The 20521-nt window shown below is 39.1% G+C and carries 22 protein-coding genes and 1 pseudogene; 2 read left to right on the top strand and 21 right to left on the bottom strand.

Features of this window, described 5'->3' with window-relative positions:
* Positions 1-146: 146 nt before the first annotated feature.
* The 4 genes from ACFQ38_RS02545 to ACFQ38_RS02530 all read right to left on the bottom strand — a co-directional run bounded on the left by ACFQ38_RS02545 (position 147) and on the right by ACFQ38_RS02530 (position 1699).
* Positions 147-629, bottom strand: a complete 483-nt coding sequence (locus ACFQ38_RS02545; RefSeq protein WP_381479711.1) for a hypothetical protein — start codon at positions 627-629, stop codon at positions 147-149.
* A 390-nt stretch (positions 630-1019) separates the two neighbouring features.
* Entirely contained in the window at positions 1020-1208 is a 189-nt protein-coding gene (locus ACFQ38_RS02540) for a hypothetical protein (RefSeq protein ID WP_381479710.1), read from the bottom strand.
* 84 nt (positions 1209-1292) lie between these two features.
* On the bottom strand, positions 1293-1430 hold the full coding sequence (locus tag ACFQ38_RS02535; RefSeq protein WP_381479709.1) for a hypothetical protein: 138 nt from the start codon (positions 1428-1430) through the stop codon (positions 1293-1295).
* The gene (locus tag ACFQ38_RS02530) at positions 1427-1699 is read right to left on the bottom strand and encodes a helix-turn-helix transcriptional regulator (RefSeq protein WP_381479708.1); all 273 of its coding nucleotides are present in this window, start codon (positions 1697-1699) and stop codon (positions 1427-1429) included. The genes ACFQ38_RS02535 and ACFQ38_RS02530 overlap by 4 nt, the downstream gene beginning before the upstream one ends.
* Before the next feature lie 158 nt (positions 1700-1857).
* On the opposite strand from ACFQ38_RS02530, the gene ACFQ38_RS02525 reads away from it, so the two are divergent.
* Positions 1858-2493, top strand: a complete 636-nt coding sequence (locus ACFQ38_RS02525; protein WP_381479707.1) for a helix-turn-helix domain-containing protein — start codon at positions 1858-1860, stop codon at positions 2491-2493.
* Positions 2494-2577: 84 nt separating this feature from the next.
* Positions 2578-4005: a recombinase family protein gene (locus ACFQ38_RS02520; RefSeq protein WP_381479706.1), complete on the top strand. Its 1428-nt coding sequence runs from the start codon at positions 2578-2580 to the stop codon at positions 4003-4005.
* A 22-nt stretch (positions 4006-4027) separates the two neighbouring features.
* On the opposite strand, the pseudogene ACFQ38_RS02515 reads toward ACFQ38_RS02520, so the two are convergent.
* The 17 genes and pseudogenes from ACFQ38_RS02515 to ACFQ38_RS02435 all read right to left on the bottom strand — a co-directional run.
* A pseudogene (locus tag ACFQ38_RS02515) lies at positions 4028-4405 on the bottom strand (UPF0758 domain-containing protein); the annotation flags it as partial.
* A gap of 16 nt (positions 4406-4421) precedes the next feature.
* Positions 4422-5036, bottom strand: a complete 615-nt coding sequence (locus ACFQ38_RS02510) for a Maf family protein (protein WP_336824452.1) — start codon at positions 5034-5036, stop codon at positions 4422-4424.
* A 98-nt stretch (positions 5037-5134) separates the two neighbouring features.
* Complete coding sequence (locus tag ACFQ38_RS02505; protein ID WP_336824453.1) at positions 5135-5815, bottom strand: ABC transporter permease; 681 nt, start codon at positions 5813-5815, stop codon at positions 5135-5137.
* A gap of 88 nt (positions 5816-5903) precedes the next feature.
* Positions 5904-6659: a prepilin peptidase gene (locus ACFQ38_RS02500; protein WP_336824454.1), complete on the bottom strand. Its 756-nt coding sequence runs from the start codon at positions 6657-6659 to the stop codon at positions 5904-5906.
* Complete coding sequence (locus ACFQ38_RS02495) at positions 6656-7336, bottom strand: hypothetical protein (RefSeq protein WP_381479705.1); 681 nt, start codon at positions 7334-7336, stop codon at positions 6656-6658. The genes ACFQ38_RS02500 and ACFQ38_RS02495 overlap by 4 nt, the downstream gene beginning before the upstream one ends.
* On the bottom strand, positions 7329-7937 hold the full coding sequence (locus ACFQ38_RS02490) for a hypothetical protein (protein WP_381479704.1): 609 nt from the start codon (positions 7935-7937) through the stop codon (positions 7329-7331). Before ACFQ38_RS02490 ends, ACFQ38_RS02495 begins: the two co-directional genes overlap by 8 nt.
* On the bottom strand, positions 7937-8896 hold the full coding sequence (pilM, locus tag ACFQ38_RS02485) for a type IV pilus biogenesis protein PilM (protein ID WP_336824457.1): 960 nt from the start codon (positions 8894-8896) through the stop codon (positions 7937-7939). The genes ACFQ38_RS02490 and pilM overlap by 1 nt, the downstream gene beginning before the upstream one ends.
* A 12-nt stretch (positions 8897-8908) precedes the next feature.
* A complete protein-coding gene (locus ACFQ38_RS02480; RefSeq protein WP_336824458.1) occupies positions 8909-9349 on the bottom strand; it encodes a prepilin-type N-terminal cleavage/methylation domain-containing protein in 441 nt (146 codons plus the stop codon).
* 120 nt (positions 9350-9469) lie between these two features.
* Positions 9470-10681, bottom strand: a complete 1212-nt coding sequence (locus ACFQ38_RS02475; protein WP_381479703.1) for a type II secretion system F family protein — start codon at positions 10679-10681, stop codon at positions 9470-9472.
* A gap of 2 nt (positions 10682-10683) precedes the next feature.
* Entirely contained in the window at positions 10684-11721 is a 1038-nt protein-coding gene (locus tag ACFQ38_RS02470; RefSeq protein WP_381479702.1) for a type IV pilus twitching motility protein PilT, read from the bottom strand.
* Positions 11722-11731: 10 nt separating this feature from the next.
* On the bottom strand, positions 11732-13387 hold the full coding sequence (locus tag ACFQ38_RS02465) for a GspE/PulE family protein (RefSeq protein ID WP_381479701.1): 1656 nt from the start codon (positions 13385-13387) through the stop codon (positions 11732-11734).
* 16 nt (positions 13388-13403) lie between these two features.
* Positions 13404-14726, bottom strand: a complete 1323-nt coding sequence (locus ACFQ38_RS02460) for a VanW family protein (RefSeq protein ID WP_381479700.1) — start codon at positions 14724-14726, stop codon at positions 13404-13406.
* A 23-nt stretch (positions 14727-14749) separates the two neighbouring features.
* Positions 14750-15964: a hypothetical protein gene (locus tag ACFQ38_RS02455; protein WP_381479699.1), complete on the bottom strand. Its 1215-nt coding sequence runs from the start codon at positions 15962-15964 to the stop codon at positions 14750-14752.
* A 19-nt stretch (positions 15965-15983) separates the two neighbouring features.
* Positions 15984-16415: a prepilin-type N-terminal cleavage/methylation domain-containing protein gene (locus ACFQ38_RS02450; protein ID WP_381479698.1), complete on the bottom strand. Its 432-nt coding sequence runs from the start codon at positions 16413-16415 to the stop codon at positions 15984-15986.
* 18 nt (positions 16416-16433) lie between these two features.
* Positions 16434-16850 (bottom strand): type IV pilus modification PilV family protein, encoded by a 417-nt coding sequence (locus ACFQ38_RS02445; RefSeq protein ID WP_381479712.1) that lies wholly within the window; start codon positions 16848-16850, stop codon positions 16434-16436.
* Positions 16851-16995: 145 nt separating this feature from the next.
* Positions 16996-18726 (bottom strand): GGDEF domain-containing protein, encoded by a 1731-nt coding sequence (locus tag ACFQ38_RS02440; protein WP_381479697.1) that lies wholly within the window; start codon positions 18724-18726, stop codon positions 16996-16998.
* Between the two features lie 17 nt (positions 18727-18743).
* The gene (locus tag ACFQ38_RS02435; protein WP_381479696.1) at positions 18744-20450 is read right to left on the bottom strand and encodes a sensor domain-containing diguanylate cyclase; all 1707 of its coding nucleotides are present in this window, start codon (positions 20448-20450) and stop codon (positions 18744-18746) included.
* Between the last annotated feature and the right edge of the window lie 71 nt (positions 20451-20521).

Raw genomic sequence — 20521 nt, 5'->3', positions numbered from 1 at the left:
AAATTCAGTAAGGAAAGCTGTATGATCCATGAGAACTTTGCCTTTACCTTCGTATTCCGTATCGACCATTAGGATGTCACCGTCTGCTTCATCAAGGATTGCATCAATCTTATTTAGCAATGCTGCTATTTCATTGAGACTGATCATTAGGATGCCTCCTCGTATTGGGCGTTTGTGTCGTCATGGATTACTGAAGTGGTTAAGATGTTTTCATAATGAACATAAGAAAATGATTCTCCAGTCGAAAGATTCATAAGCCCGTAACGTTTCTTACTAACATCGGCTTTGTCAATTCTGTATTTCCTGCCATTACTCCACAACAAAATCATTCCTTTGACAACTTCTGTCGGCTGCACAGCCTGCAAAAACTCTTGCGGAATATCAATCTCTAATGCTTTTGCAAGTGCGATAGCTTTACCTATATCGGCATGGAAGACATCTCCTGGCATGCATTTGGCGATACCTTTAGAAAGAATATTTTTCGTATTAAATTCTTTCACCAATGCTACAATCGTTCTTTTTTTTTGATTCACTACAAAATCCACTTTTGCAAATTTGTTACCAAACAAAATTTCATTCTTCTCTGCTAGAAAAATTGTACGTTGATGCTTTTCAAACTCCTTTTCCACAAACTCCCTCGCCCGCTGANTAGCCGACCACTTCAAATACTTCAACGTTGTCAGGTGTTCGATTGTGATGTTTGTTAAATACGTTGTAATTATTATTACCAATTGTCATCGTGCGTTTAACTGGCCCGTAAATCACGCCGTCTTTGAGTCTTGAATTACATTTTGTGTTGTGGAATCTTACATAAACGCCCGGTGACACTTTGCGATTAACCTTACAAAGCACCAAGCCTTCATGCTCAACTGTTTCTTGTTCGGCTTCCACACTTGCTGATGTGGAGGACTTCCCCGCTTCAAATCCCGCTTGATAAGCTTCCACAACTGACATTTGCAACAACTTGCCTTTCATTTCTTCGCTCAAGACCTTGAGTGTTTTCATTCCAATTCCTCCTTTTAGTTGTACACTCCAACATCCCCGCGCCATCTATTGCCGATTGGCAACAAACGATTGATAGCCCGACTCAACTTGCCTGTCCAAACGTTTGACGGTTTGACTACCAATGGCACCTCATAGGACTCCTGCTCAATCCAGGTATAAATCCCACGGTAATTGTAACGAGTCGTGATTTTACGTTTAAGCAAATTATTTCAACCTCCCTCGCCTGTTTTGTGATGCGAAATACATCAAAGCTAACTTTTGTTGCAACGTGAGATTATTCCACGCTTTTACTTTGATTGACATGCTTGGTCCTCCTTTATTTTTTCTTTCATGCGTTCTTCATAAATGCGCGGGGCAGATGTTTTCATGAAAAAAGCATGCATACGTTTTTGTGTCTCTATGGACGGCATGTTTTTCTTTTTCAATTTGCAGCCTCCTGTCTATGTCTCATCAATTCTTTCGTATTACGTAAGTTGGAGTTAAAAAAAATTGCCGTTCCCTCTTCTGGTGTTAACTCCAAAACACGATAAATAGAGTTCATGAGGTCATATGATGGATTATGCACGCCGTTTAAAATATTGCCGATTGTTGTAGCGGTAGTTCCAACCGCCTCCGCGAACTGTTTGCGACTTCTGAATCCTTTTAGAACCATTTTAGATTCTAACAAAGCGGTGTCAGTTTGTGGTTTATTCATCATTTTCACTTCCTTTCGTATCACGTAAGTAAAGTCTACCATGTCAAAATATAGTTTGCAAGCATAAAACGTAAGTTTATTTATTTAAAATCCAAATAAACTTGCATTTTACGTAATGTTTCCTTATAATAGAGTTAGAGAAAGGTAGGTGATATATTTTGAATTTTGGAGAGAGATTAAAACAAATTAGAATCAGACGGGGAATGACTTTGTTAGAGGTTGCTGAGAAATTAGGGAAAACAGAAGCGACAATCCAACGCTACGAAAGTGGTAATATCAAAAATCCAAAATCGGACACCATACAAGAACTGGCAGAAGTCTACAATGTAAATCCTGCTTATCTAATGGGATGGGAAGAAAATCAATACAGTAATTTAATAGCTGAAACCTCTTATCCTTACATCACAACGCCGATATCAGCAGGAGATCCCGAGGTCGTGGAGGCCGTAGAAAGATTAGATAACTTATCAATACCAGACAGCGTCATGGGACGTTATGCAGGACAATCTGGCATCCACTTAATGAGAGTGAACGGCGAATCAATGAATAGAATCATTCCCAATGGTTCGCTGATCGCAGTAAAGAAAATGCCAATAGACAATATCAAAGATGGCGATATTGTCGTATATCGTGATAGTTACAACTATGCAGTTAAGAGAATCTATCGCGACAACAACGAATTAATATTTCGGCCGGATTCGCATGATCCAACTTTTAGGGACTACGTAACAAATGCAGATGAACAATTAGACATCATCGGTAAAGTCGTAGTTTACATCGTAGAGCTTGATTAATTACTAACGTTAGCAATTAAAAAAGAGAGCAGCCTTCCCCATTTGGATGAGCTGCTCTTTATTTAAAGAAAGTAGGAGATTCAAATGACTGTCGGAATTTATATTCGGGTATCAACTGAAGAACAAGCTAATGAAGGATATTCAATTAGTGCACAAAGAGAAAAACTCAAAGCATTTTGTGTTGCTCAAGGATGGGATGAGTATAAATTTTATGTCGATGAAGGGATTTCGGGAAGAAATACAAAGCGTCCACAATTTAAAAAGTTAATGAAAGATATAAAAGACGGACACATAAAGACACTGTTGGTTTATCGCCTTGATAGGCTTACTCGATCTGTTCGAGATTTACATAATATCTTGGACAAATTGGAAGAGCATCAATGTGTGTTTCGTTCTGCTACTGAAATCTATGATACTTCTACAGCTATGGGGCGCATGTTTATTACCATTGTTGCTGCTATTGCAGAATGGGAAAGTGCTAACTTAGGTGAGCGGGTATCCATGGGGCAACTGGAAAAGGCAAGACAAGGTGAGTGGATGGCGCAAGCACCTTATGGATTTTATAAAGATGAAAATGATAGATTACAAATTGATAAAGAAAAAATTAAAGCAGTAAAATTAATGATCAAAAAAATACGAGAGGGTATGTCCTTTCGTCAACTTTCTATCTACATGGATTCCACGCCTTTTAAGCCAAAACGAGCGTACAAATGGCACATAGCTACTCTAATGGAATTAATGCAAAACCCAGCATTATATGGCGCCATGTACTACAAAGGGGAAATATACGAAAATACTCACGAAGGAATAATGACAAAAGAAGAATTCGATTCTTTACAAAAGATGATATCTTCACGTCAAAATCAAAAAAAGAGAAACGTCAGTAGTCATTTTATATATCAAACTAAAATAGTATGTCCGGACTGCGGTAATAGATGCACTTCAGAGCGTGTTGTATGGACGAGAAAAAAAGATAATGAAACAATGGTTAGTAACAGCTATCGCTGCCAAGTATGCGCACTAAATCATAGAGATAGGACAGCCTTTAGTGTTCGTGAGGTGATTATAGACGAAGCGTTGATTGAATATATGTCGAGCTTGATATTGGAACCATCTGAACAAAAAGCAGATAACAATGACGGAAATAAAGAACTTAAACAAGAGTTGAGAAACATTGAAAATCAAAGAAGTAAATATCAACGTGCTTGGGCTTCTGATTTGATGACAGATGAAGAATTTAAAACACGGATGGATGAAACAAGGCTGCGGCTTGACGAATTACAGAAAGAACTTCAAATTAATGAAAATACTGGTGCTACTGCTATTGATATCGAACGTTATAAAGAGATTGCACAAAATTTCAACGAAAACTTTGAGAGTCTATCCCAAGAAGAACGTAGAAGTTTTGTACAATCTTTTATCGAAAGTGTCAAAATAGAAATTATTGAACGTACAAAAGCAAGGGGCCATAGAAATCAACGGATAAAGATTGCTGATGTAACGTTTTATTAATTCGTATTTACGTCAAGTTAGATACAACGAAATGTTCTTGTAATAAAGATGACATATCTGTCATCAAAAAAGCAGCGACATCTTCTGGGGATTTTATGACATATCTTCCCTCAGAATGTTTTCTATACAATCTTTTTCCAATCTCTACAGCTGCCAAAATTTGGACAGCCTTTGCTTGTCCAACACCTTTGACCGACATCATTTCCTCCAATGTCGCATCTTTCAAATCTTGAATTTTATCAAACGATTGTAAAATGCGATTGGCTAACATCAACACAGATTCTTCCTTCGTTCCTGTACGCAGCAAAATCGCGATCAATTCCTGGTTAGATAGACTGTCCGCACCTTGCCTAATCAGTCTTTCACGAGGCCTGTCCGCCAGATGGACATCACGGATCATCATTTTCGGTCTCATTTCAGTTGTCAAGGATCGTCTCACCGTCCTTCAGCTCAATCAATCCCTCTTTGCGCAATACTTCAGTCAGCTTTGCTATCGGCAACCCTACAACCGTTTGATAATCTCCCGTAATAGAATCTACGAATAACGCTCCCGCGGTTTGAATACCATATCCCCCAGCCTTATCCATCGGGTCTCCAGATGCAATATATCCTCGAATTAATTCCTCATCCAAGTCCCGAAAAGTTACATCCGTTTTATTATAAAAGGTAATTTTCTCCCGGTCGTTGATGATCGCAACACCGGTATATACAGAATGAGTCTTGCCCGAAAACTCTTTAAGAAATTGTTCTGCTTCTTCCTCCGTTGCAGGCTTTGGATAAACCTTTCTGTCAAAAACGACAATTGTATCCGCCCCGATAACGATTGATTCCCTATATTTATTTGCAACCGCTCTCGCTTTCTTTTCAGCTAATCCCATTACATATTCCGGGTATCGGTCGGCAGTTAATGCAATGTTTTCATCCACCTGACTGTGTACGACATCAAATGGAATTCCGATGAGAGAGAGCAGCTCCTTCCTCCTTGGAGAAGATGAAGCTAAAATAAGCGGCTTTTTTATCGTAAATTTCATAAAGTGAACCTCCTTTTTCTCAATATCATACTGAAAAAAAGAGGCAATGAAAATTTTCAGCAATCCGAGATAATTCAATTTCACCTCGATAACAGCTGTTAAAATTTAATTTTCGCACAGTTGTCCGTATGTGAATAGTGAGAAAGAAGCTGCAAGCGAACGATGCGTAAATCTGTCGAAAAAGCCGTCACAGCAAGCAAATGTTCCTTAAACGCAGCTATTTTTTTATCCTCATCACCTTCCCCTATGGAAGATGCTAAATTTTTAATTTGGGAAATGTCCGTCTCCGCCAAAGCTGCCTTTAGCTTTCCCGCACCCGTAGCCGTGCAAGCGGATGTATCCGCAACGAAAGGCTTGCGGAAAGTCCCTTCGTATTCACTTACTTCGATTTCATCCTCCGTAAGACCGACTGCACTCCAAACGAAATATTGCCCTTCAGCTTGGATGACAGCTGCCTTAGAAAGTGTCGGATCTTCCGCAACAAAAGCTGATGCCGATTCAGCAGTAGAAAACACTCCGTGCTGCTTTGCGAACAAACGAATACTTTCGGCAGGATTTTCACTGTCCACCGGAGGCGGGCCGCTCGTCGGTGTCTCCACATGGCCAGCCGAATCATCAGCCTTCGGAATTTCTTTTTGCATTGAAGCCGTTTCATCTTCTTTACCACTCGAAAATACCAATACAGTGCCGACAACCGCAACTGCAGCTATCCCGATAATGACGCCATGGAGCATCGCCATCAATACGGTCATCTTAGAATATTTCTTCCGAAAGTTCATGTCCAACACCCCGTTTTTAGTAACCTTAACAAAACGGGCATGAAAAAGAACAAGACGTCTGTCGCCTTGTCCCATAAAAGTTATCGACTTAAAAGAAGAATTGCTGATACCATTCGACAAACTGTCTACCCCAAAAATAGGAAAGGATAGCCGCAATTGAAATTGAAGGGCCAAAAGGGATTGGCGTCTTTCTGCCTTTGCCGGAACGTTTTACGATGATCATTCCCGCGATCCCCCCTATCAATGACGCTAAAAATAATGTCAATAATGTTTGGATCGTGCCCAACACAAGCCCAATAACGAAAAATAACTTTATATCTCCGCCACCCATGCCACCTTTTGATAGGACAGCAATTAGATAAAGGATTCCAAAACCAACCGCAGCGCCTAAAATACTATCATAAAAAGGGTTAAGAGGGATAACAATCCTTAATAGCAGAAATACAATCGCAAAAGGCAATAGCACTTTATCTGGAATAATCATATAGGAAACATCCGACACCGAAATAATGATTAATAAAGATATAAATAAAATCGAGACGAGCAGTTCCCATTGGAAACCAAAATAGACATAGGTGTATGCAAATAGCACTCCAGTAATGAATTCAAAAAATGGATAGATCGGACTGATTTTCAATCCGCATCCTCCGCATCTCCCTCTTAAGAACAAATAGGAGAATACAGGAATCAAATCCTTTACAGACAGTCTTCTATTGCAATGTGGACAATGGGATGGCGGCGACACAATTGATTGCTTCATTGGCACACGCAAGCCTACAACGTTGAAAAAGGACCCAAAAAGGAGACCGTATAGAAAAAATATTATCATCCAAACGATATTCAATGCACGTCACCATCTTTAATAACATTATACGGAGTCGGATCTATCTTCTCCGCAGGATGTGGTGCATCCACCTTAGGAGAATCTTGTTCTAAATTGATTAAATCCGGACGATAAAAGGCTTGAAAAGAAATGGTTAGATCCATAGGCTTATCGATCTTTTCCAAAGAACTTTGTTCTTCGGTCAATCGTAATTCAATCGCACTGACAACGAAAATCCGTTCCATCGATTCCATTTCCTCGAGAAAACGATCAATTTTTGCGTAATCATCTGAACGTACTACGACTTCAGCTATTAGTTGCTTAACATTTTTCGCTTCTTCTGGCAAATCGACTGCTATCGGCTCATCCACTGTGAAATTTATTTCCTGTATAATTAGATCCGATTTAACTTCCGCTTTTCCGATTTGAAGCGCAACTAGCTCTTCAAGCGGCTTTACCGGAATTTGCTGTTGCAAGAGCCGAGAACTTTCAAAGTCTTTCGGTTGCTTTTGCGCCGATTGTCGCTGAAGCGCAAACAATATATCGCGTTCATTCACAACAGCTTGTTGTACAAGCTCATTTTCGGATTTCGCCGGTGAGTAAAGCTTAAAGTAAGAGAACAGTACTATGGATAGAAGGAAAAGAGCCGAGAAAACAACTAAGAATTGTTCCTTCTGCCTTTTCGATAATTTATTCATCGGAATCCTCCTCAACCACTGCCGCTTCCGTTTGCTCGATCTTCCGATCATCCTTGAAGTCGATTAAATAGACAGCTTCATAGCGTGGGAGAATGGTAGACGACATTTGTACGTCTTCTTCCAATTGCACAGCTGTGACCGATTGCAACTCCGTTTTTTCTATTAAAGAAGACTTTTTCAGTCTTGAAGCGTAATAAGCAGCCTCTGAATAATTATCGAATTGTACGATCACTTCTGCCTGATGCGGAGCTTGGAATGTAAATGAAACAAAAAATCCTCTTTCAGGAAGAAGAGCGATTGTTTCACGTAATAAAGGCAATGTAAAAAAGCGGTAAGATTCTGCCCATCCGACTGTATCCGAAAGTGCTGAAATATCATTCACTGAATTTGATAAATGCATTCGTTCCTTCAAATCCTGCTGTTCTTTTTGTATCGTTTGCAGTTGCATATTAAGCTTATCTGTATTTTTTTGTACTTGATATGTAAGGAGAAAGAAGCTTGACGCCATAAGGATAGCAACGCAAAGTAAAATGACTGCTACAACGAAAAGCACCGAACGTTCCTTTTCCTTTTCCGGCAACAAATTAATATCAACAAGCATTATCGCACCTCTTTCAAAGAAAGCCCGATTGTCCGATTGAAGGAAGCGGACAACTGTTGCCGTCCATCTGCTGTACGAGCAGGTTCTTTCATAAGACTGCCGGCTTCGATCGTAAACCGATCTTGTATTAAGGCAGAAAGCTCATCCATTTGACTATAGTCACCGTTCAATAATAGGCGAGTAACCGATGCTGCCCCATTATGCATATTGTATCGATAAAAATTAATTAATTTCTCAAGCTCTGACACGATAGCTGAGGGCGTTGCAACATCAGCTTCCGTATCACCTTCAACAACAATGGCTATATTAGCGGATTGCCCCAAATCAACAGGCCTCATGAATAATGGGTAATGTTTGTGAAAAATAGATACCGTCATGCTATTCCCTTTTAAATCAGCAATCATGACGTGTTCGTCTTCAGTAAAAGCATAGGATTGATAAGACAGCCGATAAAGTGAAAGCGGTCCGATATCCGCTACGACCGGATGTAATTTTACGGATTTCAGAACATCTTCGTATTGATCAATAATACTTTCCTTGGAAGCAATCAAAATCGCTTCTTTTTCATCTACAGAAGGGACATAAGGCACAACATCGAAAACGGGATCTTCAAAAGGCAAGTAAATCGATGAACCAATTTCAATAAAAAAATGACCTTTTAACTCATCCTCTTGAATCTCATTCGGATACGGAACTTTTCGTATGATCACATATGTATCAGGAGCTAAGAATTGGACATCGCGCCTTACGATGCCCCATTCTTTCACAACTCCTTCTAAAATTACCGTCAGAGTCTCCGCATCAACGATTTTCCCCTCTACGACCGTATTCGGAGGAAGAGATACCTCTTCTGCAATGTCGATGACGAGCGGCTCCGCTGACTTCAACCGGACATAACGGATTGCGTCTTCTTCAATTGTCAATGATGCCGGACGTTTGCGGCGGTTGAAAAAAGGCATGTTGTTGGCTCCTTATCGTGTTACAGATACATTTTCTCCGCCATTTTTAACATCAGCAACAGAAATATTAGCATTGGTGGCACTACTAAACTCTACCTTAACGTCACCGTTAGCAGCAGTTCCAGAAATCGTATTACCGCCATCAACTTTTGTTATTGTGGCAGCAGTTCCGCCTTCAGCTGCAAATCCACCCGCATCCTCTAAAAAACCATCTTCCAATAAGGTTTCCATCGTAACAGTTGTTTCCTTCGAATTTTCAACAAAATACATATTTGCCGCAGCTAATACACTTTGACCATCAGCCTTTAAGGCATTTACTTTTGAGTTCGTTATAATGTTTCCAATTGACGGAATAGCAATTGCAGCAATAATCCCTAAAATGACAATAACTGCTAAAAGCTCTACTAATGTTAACCCTTTTTCATTTTTCAATCTTTGCAATAATTTTCTCATTTCAATTCCTCCCCATTTTATCAAATGTCTTTCTACTATTTAAGAATACCAAACTCCTACAGCATATGGAACTATTAACCTATATTAAATTTATTATGATTACTTTTCTACAATATATGACTACAAATTATCTATTTCCGCAAAAATAGTAAACATAGGAAGTAGAATTGATAGGACTATAGTACCTACAAATCCCGCAAGTAAAATAATCATTACCGGCTCAATGAGAGCCTTCAATCGATCCGTTGATGCCTCTACTTCTTTTTCATAAAAATCAGCCACTTTTGACAGCATTGAATCAAGCGATCCTGTTTGTTCTCCGATTGCAATCATATGTGGAATTAGTGGTGGGAACGCCCAATGATTTGTCATAGGCTCTGTCAATGACCCTCCCGCCTCCAATGAACGTCTTGATTGTGCAATTACTCTTGAAATCACTTCGTTTTCTACGACTTTTTCAGTCATAGATAACGCCTGTAAAATCGGAACGGAACTTGAAAAAAGGGAACTAAGTGTACGAGTCAATGTTGATAAAGCAGACTTTTTTACAATATCTCCAAATATCGGTAAACGCATAATGAAAGTATCAAGTAAATATTTTCCTTCTTTATTGCTCTTTAACATAATAATCCCGATGACAATTGCTGCACCAATGAGTAAAACGATGTACCAATAAGCAACCATAAAGTTACTTGCTATCAGAACAAATTGTGTAAGCCACGGTAATTCTCCACCAACACTTTCAAACAACCCGACAAACATCGGGACTATAAACGTCAGCAAAAATAGGACAACCCCAATTGCAACAATGCCAACAATAATCGGATAAGAAAGCGCAGAAACTACTTTCTGCTTCGTCATATGAGATTTCTCATAATGCTCGGCAAGCCTATCCAATGAATCATCAACCGTTCCTGACAGTTCTCCAGCACGGATCATGTTAATAACCAATGGCTCGAAAGCTTTCGGATGTTTTTGTAATGCATCGGAAAGTGTACCGCCGCTTCTCAAGTCATCCCCAACTGTCACTAATATTGTTCGGAATGGTTTAGACTCCACTTGATAAGAAAGAATTTGTATTGACTCTACAATAGTCACGCCAGCTCTAAGCAAAGTAGAAAATTTTCGTAAAAACATAATGAATTGCGGTCTTTTAAAAGGTTTGCCAATATGAATTTCTTTCGTCATGACCGTTTCTTGCTGTTCCTTTAAATCCGTCACCCGAATTCCTTGTTTTTTTAACTTTAACGCCGCTTCTCTCTTATTTGCGGCGACAATAAAACCTTTACGTTTTGATTTTGCGTCGCGGCCTTCATATTTAAATCGAGCCATCGCTATTCATCACCTTCAAGATAAGGCTTTGCCTCTTCATATGATATCGATCCTGCATCCAAAAGCTGTTTCACGGATGTCGCCATCATATGCATTCCAGTCGCGCGATTCGTCTGGATGACATTCGGGATTTGATGGACTTTCTCTGAACGTATGAGATTTGCGATTGCTGCATTGTTGATCATGAGCTCTGTTGCAGCTTTTCTACCACGGCGATCGGCAGTCGAAAATAAGCGTTGCGATAATACTGCAGTTAATACACCTGCCAACTGAACACGGATTTGCGCTTGTTGACCGTGTGGAAATACATCAATAATCCGATCAATCGTTGAGGCCGCACTCCATGTATGCAATGTCGCCAATACTAAATGGCCGGTTTCCGCTGCAGTAATCGCAGTCGAAATCGTTTCAAGATCGCGCATCTCTCCTACTAAGATGACGTCAGGATCTTGGCGCAAAGAAGCGCGTAGCCCATCCGCAAATGATCTTGTATCGAAACCGACTTCACGTTGGTCAATGATGGACAACCCATGATCATGCACATACTCAATCGGATCTTCCAGCGTGATAATATGCTTCCTCATCGTTTCATTCATATATTTAATCATAGCTGCCAAAGTCGTCGATTTCCCAGAACCGGTAGGGCCGGTTACTAAAATGAGTCCTTGAGGCGTTTGAGATAGGGTTTTCAATACATTTGGAACTTGTAAATCATCGATCGATGGAACCTCTGCAGGGATTGTTCTAAATGCCAAGGAAACATTCCCTCGTTGCTGAAAGGTGTTCACCCTAAAACGTGCAATTTTCTCTAATTCAAAAGAATAATCAATTTGCCCTTTCTCTTTGAATTCGTTTAAAAGTTTTTCAGGAATCGTTAACTTTGCAATTTCTTCCGTATCGCTTGCTTTCATCGGATGATCTCCGTATCGCTTCAAATCGCCGTGAATCCTAAACACAGGCGGCACACCGACTGTAAGGTGTATATCAGATGCATTCAGTTCATACGCTTTCGTTAATATGTCCGTAATCGATTCATTCATTGAGATGCTCCTATTCAATAAGCGCTACACGCAGCACTTCTTCAGTAGTCGTAATGCCTTGCTGTACTTTTTCTAATCCGTCATCTATTAAAAAAATCATACCATTGCGGACGGCTATTTCACGCAGTTGAGCAGGTGTTCCATGATTGTTAATCACTTCACGCATTTCATCATTCATGACGAGCACTTCATGAATTGCTACTCTGCCCCTGTATCCAGTCATATTGCATGCCGCGCAGCCTGGACCTCTAACGACTGTATCGATGTCTTTGCTACGCTTCCCGAATAGTTCTTTTTCTCGATTGGAAGCAGGCATCGGTTTTCCACAATCCCGGCACACTCTTCTTATAAGTCTCTGTGCAACAACAGCATTAACCGACGCAGTCAATAAGAATGGTTCCACTCCCATATCAATCAGACGAGTGATGGAAGCGATCGAGTCATTTGTATGAATCGTGCTCAACACTAAATGCCCCGTTAAGGAAGCTCGAATAGCAATTTCAACCGTCTCTCTATCGCGAATTTCTCCAACCATGACAATATCCGGATCTTGTCGCAAAATGGAACGCAAACCAGCCGCGAAAGTCAATCCAACTTGAGGGTTCACTTGAATTTGATTTACACCTTCTAGCTGATATTCAACCGGATCTTCAACGGTAATAATATTAACCTCTTCCATATTTAACCTGTTCAAAGCCGCATACAAAGTCGATGATTTCCCAGACCCAGTAGGACCCGATATTAGAACGATGCCATTCGGTCGTTCAATCTCTTTTATGAAACGTGATAGATTTAGCGAGCTGAACCCCAATTTCGTCAAATCATTCAATGAACTGCTTAAATCCAATATCCGCATGACGACTTTCTCACCGTATACAGTCGGTAAAGTAGAAACGCGAAGATCAATCGGCCTAAAATCAATTGTTACTTTTATGCGCCCGTCTTGAGGAATCCGGTGTTCTGTAATATCTAAATTGGATAAGATTTTTATACGTGCAGTCAACATAGATTGCATATGCTTCGGCAAAAAACGTTCAGTTTTCAGCATTCCATCTACTCGAAAGCGGATCGCTACTTGGTGTTCTTGTGGATCAATATGAATATCACTCGTTTTTTGTGTAATTGCAGATGAGAGCACTTGATTGACAAGGCGGACGATCGGCGAGTCAAGATCAGTCAACTCTTGTTGTTCAGCTGCCTCCTCCGGCTTTTCTATGAAGAAATCCTCCAATAAGTCATCATCATAGTATTTGGAGATAGTTCGCAATATATCATCTTTCGAGGCGATTGCCGCTTCAATATGAAATCCTGTCGACAAGCGCAAATCATCTATTGCCAAATAATCCATTGGGTCCGACATGGCAACGAATAACTTATCGCCTTCTGTCTTCAATGGAACAATTAAACTTCGTTTGGCAAACTCCTTTGGCACAATATTGAACAACTTCGGATCGAATGGATAGCGGAACAAATTGACGTGTGGAATGCCTAACTGGAACTCCAACACTTCAATAAGCTGCTGTTCGGTAATATATCCCCTTTGCAATAGTGCGTCTCCCAATTTCTGTTCACGCGGCTTTTCATCTAACGCAGTTGTTAACTGCTCATCATCAATCAATCCAGATTCAACAAGTAAATCTCCTAAACGCTTTCTCGTAGACACCATTTAGATCCCTCCTTATCTATTTTCCTTTAATAGGAAGCCCGCTTTTATCGTAAATGGCTTGTCCTTCTATTATTTCATTTTCTGGAGAATTCATATTTCTGTTGCTTGACGAATCATTGTTTTCCATGAGTTTTCCATTCATCTCATTTTGATTCGTATTGGCTCCTTCACGATCTTCACCTTGATTTTGCAGTTCCTGTGAAAGTGAAGTAGAAGCTGTTTTATTTGTTAATGGATGTAATTCAATCCGCGGTACTGGTGGATAATAATCTTTCGAGACATGTTCTGTCCTAACAACTTCATCATTTAATATAATATTTCGGTCAACAACAAACTCAGCACCTTCGCGTCCCTCATTTGCAACGACTGTATGTCCTTCATTGACAAATGCACTAAATTGCTTCACGGAACGCGGTTTGTATGATGTAAATTCAGATATATATGGGACATAAGAATAGTAAAACGCGGGGCCGTTAATCGTAATTTTTATCGAATCTGACATTTTATCAGTTCGGAATCGATAACTTGTTTTATTCGGATTTTCAAACGTAAAATCTAGCCCTAACGACTGGTTCATCGCTGCCTCAAATCCACCTTCAACAAAGGGCGTCAATGAGGAGCGCGTATGCCGCTCCAAAATTGTAAAATTCGTTTGCAGCACAGCTTGATAAACGACAGATGAAAGGATTGACATTTCATCATCGGATAACTCAATACCATCCAGCACTTCCATCATGGATATCGTTTCAAATGGGCCTACCTCTAATCCATCGATCCTATCGAATGCATTATTCAGCTGCTGAGAGACTCTATCCACTGGAAAGTTGAAAGAATAAATTTCCGATAATGGCAGTTCAGTTTCCTCCAAGTAATCGATTACCTGAACTGCTACTGGCATAATGCCTGTTTCCATCTCTTTTTCGATGGCTGCAGCAATCTTTTCAATCGACGCAGTCGATGGATGAATGATTGGAAGCTGTTGTGCCAACAAAGTCGTTAGCCCATTGACAGACACATCCGCTTTAATAGGATTATCTATACCAGATTGTGCTTGTTTTACTGTTTCGCGAACATTTAACTCAAGTAGTTCAACTGGTACATGAACGACTGTATCGACATACAATAAGGCAACTTGCGCCTTTTCGGTCATTTCCACAAAATTATCGGTGAGTTTTGCGATTGCTTCTGCTTCGGTTAACCCCGAAACATTAAAAGGACCGATAAATGTGTGATCAGAAAAATGTTTACCGAATCGGAAATCGGAAGCGAAAGCCGCGGTAGATAGCATTATTAAAAATAAAATAGAAAACAGACCTATCCATAATGTCCTTCGGTTCAAACCTGCCACCTCCGCTGTGAATTTTAATCGTACTTAACGTCAATTATAGTCGGCTTTATCCACTTAATGGATTGCTCGTTCGGTAAATTACATCTATCCCATACATCCGCCTCACTATTTGCCTGTATGATTTCGCCATCTCCTCGAATTCCTCCAAAAGCAACGAAGCTTCCCCAGTGAACTAATTTGCTTCCTTTCTCAACAATTAGTTGTTTATCCACTGTCAAAGAGCCCGTTATACAGACCATTGAATTTTTGCTAACGTTTAAATGCCCATTCAAGTGAGCCGAACCTAAAATTAGCATATTGGATTTTTCCATATCTGTATTGCTTGTAATCGATGCTGTTCCATGAATTCTTAAAGTGGAATTTTCTATACCGTTCATGTTTTTTGCTTGAAACGTCCCATCTATATTCAAATCGCTATTTATGATTTTATTTAAATTTGACACCTTCAAATCTGTTTTTGAATAAATAGTAGAATCATAAACTCGCAAATTCCCATTATCAATACTAAGTCCATTCGGGAAATAGACAGTTGATTGTTGAATGAGTTGATAGTCGTTATTTTTAATTCCCTTACACGTTGTGCTTTCTACTTTTTTTCCTTTGCAATCAGGGGCAGCTGTCGAATCGGGGTATAAATCACGCATATTGGGTGGAACGACAGACGTTCCATCCCCTGTTGCTTCAGATGATTGACTATAGTCCGGTATATTAAAGGATTGTTGAAATGAAATCTTTTTGGATGAAACCTTCCGATTCTCTTCTTGTATGCCTTCTATCTCACCCTCAAAAACAATTTCTCGATCTGAACGATTAGAAAATGAATAGCGAACAAGTCGAAATTCGTAAGGCTCAATGATTTTAATAGCATTTCCCGTTCCAATATGACGTTGTATAGCATCCTCTAAATAAAATGAAAGCTTCGTCATCATTTGCTCATGAATTTCCTCATAATTCACTGCTTGTCCTTTTGGGGTCGAGGCAATGAATTGCTTTACCAAGTTATCCATCTCTTCTTCACGACTACTAAATTCGTTATTCAACACGATCTTTGTATAATCAATTCCTGCCTCTGCCGCCATTACTGTTAAATGACTTTCATCTGCACGTCGTTCCTGTTGGGCATTGCCAATTGAACCTCGTAAAAAGACAGCTGAGATCGACATTATGAGGACTATTAAAAACAAAACTATCAAAAGGACATAACCATGTTCATTGTTTAGCTTTTTCATTTTACATCCTCCAAATCACCTACTGTACTCCATACCTTGATAAAGTTGTCGAGATCTCTATTGTTAACTTCTCATTATTACGATCTTTAATAGTTAATGTGAACGGAAGTTTTGCATTTGTCTTTTTCGCATCAATACTCCCCTTCAAAAATGTTGTTTCACGATAATTGTAACCTTCGCTAATGATTCGATTTGAAATCGGACCGTTACAGTTTTTCAGTTCGATTTGTGTATCGTTTATCTCAACTTCATATTGATCACATTGCCGATGAATCCTTTGAAACTCAGCAATTACGTAATTTGCTTCCTGTTGCAATTTGAGCTTTTTCGTTTCCAATACATTGTGTTTCATACTTGTAAGAACAGTAGTCCAAATAAGCAAGATTAGTAGAGAAGATAGCGCAAGGACTGCAAGGACTTCTACTAAGGAGAATCCTTTTTGATTTTTCATAAGCCCGTCGCCCTTTCCTTAATTAATAATTTCGATAAATCCAAATGTCCCACTGACCACTTTATCGTCTTTTGCAATATTTATTTGGATGACATGTAGATTTGATTCATTAGAGGTAGCTCCAGCCTGCAAGGAAGGGGTTTTTGCTATTCTATATTCTACAACGCCTAATTCATTACTTTCTTTTTTCACCCACTCATCGTTTTCAACTTCATAACCATTTTCCTGAGAAAACTCATCATATGTATATACATGTTGAATAGTTTCCAGTAAATTTCTCGCTTCATTCATTGCTTCTAACTTTGTACTTGTTTTCATATTAAAACTTGTCATTTGAGGAAATACTGTCATGAAGCCGATGAAAACAATGCCTAAAATAACGAGAGATGTTAATACTTCCACAAGCGTCACCCCTCTTTCTTCCAAATGTTTCATGTGTCTCATGTATTTAGTATCCCTCTTTCTTTGACAAATCTATATAACTATTACTTAAAGCATACAGAAAACCGAAATACTAATCAACCATTCTCGTTTGATAGTTATAAAGTCATAAACTAAAAAAGACCGGTTTCCCGGTCTGCTAATTAATTGTCACTTGGGTATTCTCCTCTACATATATTCCAACTTTATTTCGACCTGCCTGCTTGCCACCTATATAGAGTGCACGGTCTACATTACGCATAAGCTCTTTGCCGTTTGATGCATCTTCCGGAAAAGTTGCTACTCCTGCGCTTATTGTCATTTGCACAACTGTCGGCTCTTTAGCTTCACCAAGATCAGGCATAATGACAAAGTTTGATTGTTCTACAGTTCTTCTAATTTCTTCCGCCATTTCGATCGCTTCATCTTTCGAATAGTTAGGAAGAAGCAAAACAAATTCTTCTCCGCCATATCTCGCTAATGTAATATCATCTGTTTGATAGTCTCTCAATAAATTCGCGAAAGCGATGAGCAAGTCATTGCCGCTCTGGTGTCCATACGAATCATTTATCCCTTTGAATAGATCGATATCTAAAATGATCACTGACAACGAATTGATTTCATTCGTATGGAAACGAATCACTTCTTCATTTAATTTTTCTTCTAAGAATCGAAAATTATGCAAATTCGTAAGTCCGCACCGAATGCTTTTCTCGACTGTCCGTTCATAATATCTTGCTTTTTCAACAGCTACAGCAAAATACCCAGCTAAAAGCGTCACAATCTCCCCTTGAATGTCTGTAAATCCAAATTTCTCAGTGGATGTCAAAATAAGAAAGCCTTCTGTTTTACGATTTCTTTTAATCGGAGCTGTAAGCACACTTTCTACGGAAGGAGCAAATTGATATCCTATCAACGAAGCGATGCTTTTCTTATTTACATATAACTTCGTTTCATCCATATTCAAACCATCTTTATCAGTTTTCTTCATCGGAAATGAAAAGCGATTGGTCTCACTTACTCGAAATTTGCCTTCAATGGCAGTTAACAGCTTTAAATTTTCTCCAATCCGCAAATCCACTATGTATGCACTTTCATATGGGACGACATTTCTTAATTTCCCAGTAAAAGTTTGTAGCACATCATCTACTAAAAGCTGATCAGACAATTGATGGCCAATTGCGGCAGCCGAAGATAACACGTCTTGCAATTGATCGGATTTCAAAAATTTTCTCGTAACAAGAAGAACGATTAGGAATGGGATCCCTATAAGGAAAAATGCTTTATTGCCATATAACTGCAAAAGCAAACAAAAAGAAATAGCGAAAGGCAATAGCAACATGGAAGAGATATAATCCCAACGTGCAGCTTTTCGAAAATCCGTTGTTTTCAGCTTTCTAAACTTAAAGTATAAAAATAATAATAGCGAATTGATGATGGAATAAAGAGAAGCATAGATGAAGCCTGTCAACGCAAAAAGTCCAATGTTTTCAAATAGCGGCGTGCCACCTACTAAATAATAGACAGAGCCGCTAACGAGTGAAACAATTGCAAAGATGATGGAGTTTACACTGAAACGGAAGACTTTGCTTAAATTTGTAGTTTGAGTAAACAATAATACGAGCATTGCAACTTGCATAAAAATCATTTCGGCGAGAATGCCATAATTAAAAAACACAGTGAAGATGACCCATCTCTCCAACGTAATCGTTACGTTGTCAAAAGCAATCGGCAACATCATAATGGCGATTAGTATAAGAAGATTGATAGACAAATTGACATAATTCATCTGTCCAGTGGGAAAGAAATGAAAGGCCATGACGAATGAGATTGGAACGACTGCAACCCAAAGAGCATATACTTGCCATTTTTGTGTCTTTGTCACTTTCATTTTATCCCCCCTGCTTTTTATTTTACATATTCAGCGACACGATCCCTGCCAGCTTGCTTTGCTCCGAGATAAAGCGCCCTGTCTGCATTGCGCAATAAAGTCATCGCTTCATCAGTATCCACTGGCGCATTGGAAACACCGATGCTTACTGTAATAAACACTTCGATGGGTCCTCTTTCCGAAAAAAGGTCGGGAGTGACTTTGAATGGATGGTGTTTAATCTTCTGACGAAAATCTTCAGCAAAAGCAAAAGCCTTCTCTTTTGTAAAACCAGGTAAAATAAATACGAATTCTTCTCCGCCATACCTGCCGACCGTTCCATTTTCAGGCAGAACATTTTCAAGGATTCGACTTAATTCATAGAGGATGTCATTTCCACTTTGATGTCCGTATGAATCATTGACACTTTTAAAATGATCGACATCTACTATAACAACCGATAATGTATCAATATTTCCTTTTTCCATTCGACTGATTTCCGCTTGCAATTGCTCTTCCAAATACCGATAGTTATATAATTTTGTCAAAGCACAGCGTTCACTTCTTAACAGTACTTCTTGCATATATTTGGCCTTTTCAGTCGATACAATATAGTAAGAACCTAACAAATCTAAAATTCTTAATTGGAAATCCTTAAACTGGGACTTCTTCTTAGATCCTAAAAGTAAAATACCTTCAATTTTATTGTTATGTGTAATCGGGATGCATAAAATGCTCTCCATTTCATCTGGCGCCAAACCTGTAGCCACTTTTTCCCAGTCTCTTCTTTTGGAATAAATAATCGGATCATTTTTTTCAAAGACTAAACCTGCGACTCCTTCACCGATGTGAATCGTGTATTCTTGTTCAACAAACCTCTTTCGATTGTAAAACTTTGACAATTCTAAGTGATATTCATGATTATCAAATAGGAACACAAAGTCTGCATTGAATAATTCGCTCGTCTTTTTAATGAAATGTTCCGTAACTTGTTCTCCATTATTCATAATGGAAAGCTCTACTCCAATATCGCCTGCTTTTTTTATAAGATGATTCACTTTTTCCGAACGTCCATGAAGTCGAATAATGAGTAACGTACTAAAAAATGGAAGCCCTAATAATAAGAATGCGCTTACACCAATTATATTTAATAAAGCATAAAATGTAAGCGCCAATGGCAATACTAAAATGGCTGTTGCATATTCATAGATAATATCCTTTATAGAAAATGGGGATCTTTTTCGAATCACCTTCATATACATTTTAATCAGTTCAAAATTGACAAAAGTATAGAGAAGACGATAAATTGTCGCACATATAAGGACGAGCCAAAATGACATTGAACCTGTTTGTCCGCCTATAAAATAAAATGCGATGGCGGACAATACAGAGAGGATAAACATCATCGTAGAGTTAAAAAACAGCCTATGGATATTTCGCTGGTTGCTTCGAATTGAAAAAATTGCCGCAACAATGGCCAATTGCATAACGACCGCTTCCACGGCTACACCATACAATAAAAATGCAGGCAAAGTCACCCACATCACTAATGATACTGGTTGTCCATTTAGCTTAATCGGAAACAGGACCGTCAAAAATGAAAAGATGATAAACAAGAAAAGATATGCCAAATTAACATCTTCTGGCCAATAATTACTTAACAAGTATAAAAGCCCCGGTGGCACTTTGAGTAGCCAAACTATGAAATGGGCTATAGTGGACAGCTTATTCTTCGACAACTGCAAATGCATCCACTCCTAACTACAAACAATGGGATAAAGTGAGTGGGAATGTTACAGCCCACTGATTGTGATGA

The organism is Sporosarcina contaminans, assembly GCF_042679045.1.
Classification (GTDB): Bacteria; Bacillota; Bacilli; order Bacillales_A; family Planococcaceae; genus Sporosarcina; species Sporosarcina contaminans.
This window is presented reverse-complemented; position numbering and strand designations above follow the sequence as displayed.

Excerpts from the sequence above, each read along its gene's own strand:
- ACFQ38_RS02470 (WP_381479702.1), bottom strand. The coding sequence starts at position 11,721 with ATGAATGAATCGATTACGGACATATTAACGAAAGCGTATGAACTGAAT.
- ACFQ38_RS02505 (WP_336824453.1), bottom strand. The coding sequence starts at position 5,815 with ATGAACTTTCGGAAGAAATATTCTAAGATGACCGTATTGATGGCGATG.
- ACFQ38_RS02510 (WP_336824452.1), bottom strand. The coding sequence starts at position 5,036 with ATGAAATTTACGATAAAAAAGCCGCTTATTTTAGCTTCATCTTCTCCA.
- pilM (WP_336824457.1), bottom strand. The coding sequence starts at position 8,896 with ATGCCTTTTTTCAACCGCCGCAAACGTCCGGCATCATTGACAATTGAA.
- ACFQ38_RS02450 (WP_381479698.1), bottom strand. The coding sequence starts at position 16,415 with ATGAAAAATCAAAAAGGATTCTCCTTAGTAGAAGTCCTTGCAGTCCTT.
- ACFQ38_RS02475 (WP_381479703.1), bottom strand. The coding sequence starts at position 10,681 with ATGGCTCGATTTAAATATGAAGGCCGCGACGCAAAATCAAAACGTAAA.
- ACFQ38_RS02480 (WP_336824458.1), bottom strand. The coding sequence starts at position 9,349 with ATGAGAAAATTATTGCAAAGATTGAAAAATGAAAAAGGGTTAACATTA.
- ACFQ38_RS02455 (WP_381479699.1), bottom strand. The coding sequence starts at position 15,964 with ATGAAAAAGCTAAACAATGAACATGGTTATGTCCTTTTGATAGTTTTG.
- ACFQ38_RS02495 (WP_381479705.1), bottom strand. The coding sequence starts at position 7,336 with ATGAATAAATTATCGAAAAGGCAGAAGGAACAATTCTTAGTTGTTTTC.
- ACFQ38_RS02530 (WP_381479708.1), bottom strand. The coding sequence starts at position 1,699 with ATGAATAAACCACAAACTGACACCGCTTTGTTAGAATCTAAAATGGTT.
- ACFQ38_RS02520 (WP_381479706.1), top strand. The coding sequence starts at position 2,578 with ATGACTGTCGGAATTTATATTCGGGTATCAACTGAAGAACAAGCTAAT.
- ACFQ38_RS02465 (WP_381479701.1), bottom strand. The coding sequence starts at position 13,387 with ATGGTGTCTACGAGAAAGCGTTTAGGAGATTTACTTGTTGAATCTGGA.
- ACFQ38_RS02490 (WP_381479704.1), bottom strand. The coding sequence starts at position 7,937 with ATGCTTGTTGATATTAATTTGTTGCCGGAAAAGGAAAAGGAACGTTCG.
- ACFQ38_RS02440 (WP_381479697.1), bottom strand. The coding sequence starts at position 18,726 with ATGAAAGTGACAAAGACACAAAAATGGCAAGTATATGCTCTTTGGGTT.
- ACFQ38_RS02445 (WP_381479712.1), bottom strand. The coding sequence starts at position 16,850 with ATGAAACATTTGGAAGAAAGAGGGGTGACGCTTGTGGAAGTATTAACA.